The organism is Pseudoalteromonas sp. APC 3355 (assembly GCF_030407615.1).
Taxonomy (GTDB): Bacteria; Pseudomonadota; Gammaproteobacteria; order Enterobacterales; family Alteromonadaceae; genus Pseudoalteromonas; species Pseudoalteromonas distincta.
In genome coordinates this window covers 1-2383 of record NZ_JASDDB010000029.1, presented here as the reverse complement: position 1 = coordinate 2383, position 2383 = coordinate 1, and the positions used below count along the sequence as shown (strand labels likewise).

The 2383-nt window shown below is 42.8% G+C and carries 3 protein-coding genes; all 3 read left to right on the top strand.

Annotated elements, in window-relative coordinates; all coding sequences use genetic code 11:
* Positions 1–80: 80 nt before the first annotated feature.
* The 3 genes from QMA08_RS20275 (at position 81) to QMA08_RS20265 (ending at position 2361) form a co-directional block, all read left to right on the top strand.
* A complete protein-coding gene (locus QMA08_RS20275; RefSeq protein WP_290175335.1) occupies positions 81–386 on the top strand; it encodes an IS66 family insertion sequence element accessory protein TnpB in 306 nt (101 codons plus the stop codon).
* Positions 383–730 carry an IS66 family insertion sequence element accessory protein TnpB gene (gene tnpB / locus QMA08_RS20270; RefSeq protein ID WP_290175334.1) on the top strand — a complete coding sequence of 116 codons (348 nt, stop codon included), beginning with the start codon at positions 383–385 and terminating at the stop codon, positions 728–730. The genes QMA08_RS20275 and tnpB overlap by 4 nt, the downstream gene beginning before the upstream one ends.
* A gap of 107 nt (positions 731–837) precedes the next feature.
* Positions 838–2361 (top strand): IS66 family transposase, encoded by a 1524-nt coding sequence (locus QMA08_RS20265; protein ID WP_290175333.1) that lies wholly within the window; start codon positions 838–840, stop codon positions 2359–2361.
* Positions 2362–2383 lie beyond the last annotated feature (22 nt).

Sequence of the window (2383 nt, the reverse complement as noted above, 5' to 3'; positions counted from 1 at the left end):
GTAAGCGTCTAGCAAAGTGCACCTGCCAATAGCTCATCAAACCGATTAAGCTATTTCTTAATTTCAATTAGGAGATAGCCATGAGAAAAACACGTAGCCTTGAGCAGTGGCGTAACATTATCGAAGAACAACAAGCCAGCGATTTAACTATTACTGAGTTTTGCCATCAACATGCTTTATCTAAAACAAGCTTTTATGCGGCACGAAGTAAACTTAATACTGAATCCAGTCGTTTTGTTCAAGCAAAAGTCACTAAACACGTCGCCCCCACCGAACAGCAACAGCAACAGCTGATTATGGTTACTATCGGCAGCGTGAAAATTAGCTTACCACCCACAATGCCTGTCGCTTATTTAAGTCAATTGTTACGTGAGCTTGCCTTATGAAAATGTTTATTGAACCCGCGCATATTTACTTGCATCGTGACGCCGTGGATTTTCGAAAATCCATTGATGGTCTGGTCGCACTCGTTGAAAGCGAGCTTGAACGTGACGCTTATACTGGCGCATTATTTTTGTTCTGCAATAAATCGAAAGATAAACTCAAGCTGGTTTACTGGGATAAAACGGGGTTTGCTTTGTGGTACAAGCGGTTAGAAAAACAAAAGTTCAAATGGCCAAGCAAAGTCAGTCTGCAAGAATTTGAACTCAGCGCTCAACAATTGGAGTGGTTATTGTCTGGGTATGATGTACTTGGCCATGAAGAATTGCAGTATAAATCAATGCTATAAATATAGATCTAATTGATCACATTAACAGTAAATGATCGTTGCCACTGCCCAGTAATTATCTGCACTGCAAACAAGCAAGTAACGTGGCAAACTGTTAAGATTTACGCATGAAAATTGATGCACACTCACTTCCTGACGACCCAGAACAACTCAAGCGCATGGTGCTTGAGTTGCAACAGTACATGGATGAAAAGTTAGCTGAAAAAGACGCGCAAATTCACGAATTGCTACAAGCTTATAACGCGAAACTAGCCAAAGAGTACGCCAAGAAATCTGAAAAGATGCCGGGTGCTGGAGAGCTCTTTAATGAAGCAGAAGACATTCTTGATGAACATGATAAAGCGCTATTGGCTACATCGGCTTCAGTAAAGACAGAAAAAGCCAAACCGAAACGCCGCCCACTGCCAGCACAGTTACCACGAGTCGAGGTGGTTGTTGACCTTGATGAGGATGAAAAAGTATGTGATTGCTGTCAAAGCCCACTTCACAAAATGGGTGAAAGCAGCAGTGAAACACTCGAATTTGTGCCAGCGCATATCAAAGTAATCAAAACCATTCGCCCTAAATATACGTGCCGTCACTGTGAGCGAGAAGGGATTGAAAGTGTAGTGAAAACGGCAAAAATGCCCGCAACACCTATTCCAAAAAGTATCGCTACGCCCAGTTTACTGAGCCAAATAATCATGTGTAAATACCAGTTTGGCTTGCCGCTTTATCGCCAAGAAACGTTATTTTCTGATATCGGTATTGAGTTGAGCAGGCAAACCATGTCGAGCTGGATGTTACGCTGTGCTGAATTGTTGTCACCGCTCTATCAGCGCTTAAAAGAAATCTTGTTATCTCAAGCGGTTATTCATGGCGATGAAACCTCGTTAAACGTTATTAACGCAGAGAAAGCGACCAGCTATATGTGGCTGTATTGTTGTGGCGATGATAAGCCGGGTAAAGGCACTAATATTGTCTTGTTTGATTATCATAATAGTCGCGCGGCCCACTGTGTGGTTGATTTTCTTGACGGTTATCAAGGCTACATGCACGTTGACGGCTACAAAGCATACGAGCAAACGAAGGCAACACTGGTTGCATGTCTAGCCCATATACGCCGTAAGTTCATCGAGGCCAAAGGCAATAATAAAAAAACCGTTAAAGCGGATGTAGCACTTAACCTTATTCGCAAACTCTATGGTATTGAGCAAGCCATCAAAGGTAAATCGGTCAGTGAAAAATTCACCGTTAGGCAGCAAAAAGCCAAACCAATCGTTGATGAATTGTATCAATGGTTACTCAAACACAAAGATAAAATCCCTCCCCAAATGGCGCTAGGTAAAGCAATTACCTATGCGATAAACCAGTTTGAGAAATTCAGGCGTTACCTCGATGATGGCAGGCTCAATATTGATAATAACCGAGCAGAGCGAGCCATAAAACCGTTCGTAATAGGGCGGAAAAACTGGTTGTTCTCAAATACCTGCAATGGCGCGCATGCCAGCGCCATACTCTATAGCCTTGTTGAAACCGCAAAGGCAAATGATCTTGTAGTGCATGACTACATATCAACGTGCTTACAGCACCTTGCTGAGCAGCCCGGTGACCTTGAACCGCTATTACCTTGGAATATTAAGCAAGGCTAGGTGTCGTTAGCTATACGCTTAC

Bases quoted from the DNA above. Each gene is read 5' to 3' on its own strand.
- QMA08_RS20275 (WP_290175335.1), top strand. From the start codon at position 81: ATGAGAAAAACACGTAGCCTTGAGCAGTGGCGTAACATTATCGAAGAA.
- tnpB (WP_290175334.1), top strand. From the start codon at position 383: ATGAAAATGTTTATTGAACCCGCGCATATTTACTTGCATCGTGACGCC.
- QMA08_RS20265 (WP_290175333.1), top strand. From the start codon at position 838: ATGAAAATTGATGCACACTCACTTCCTGACGACCCAGAACAACTCAAG.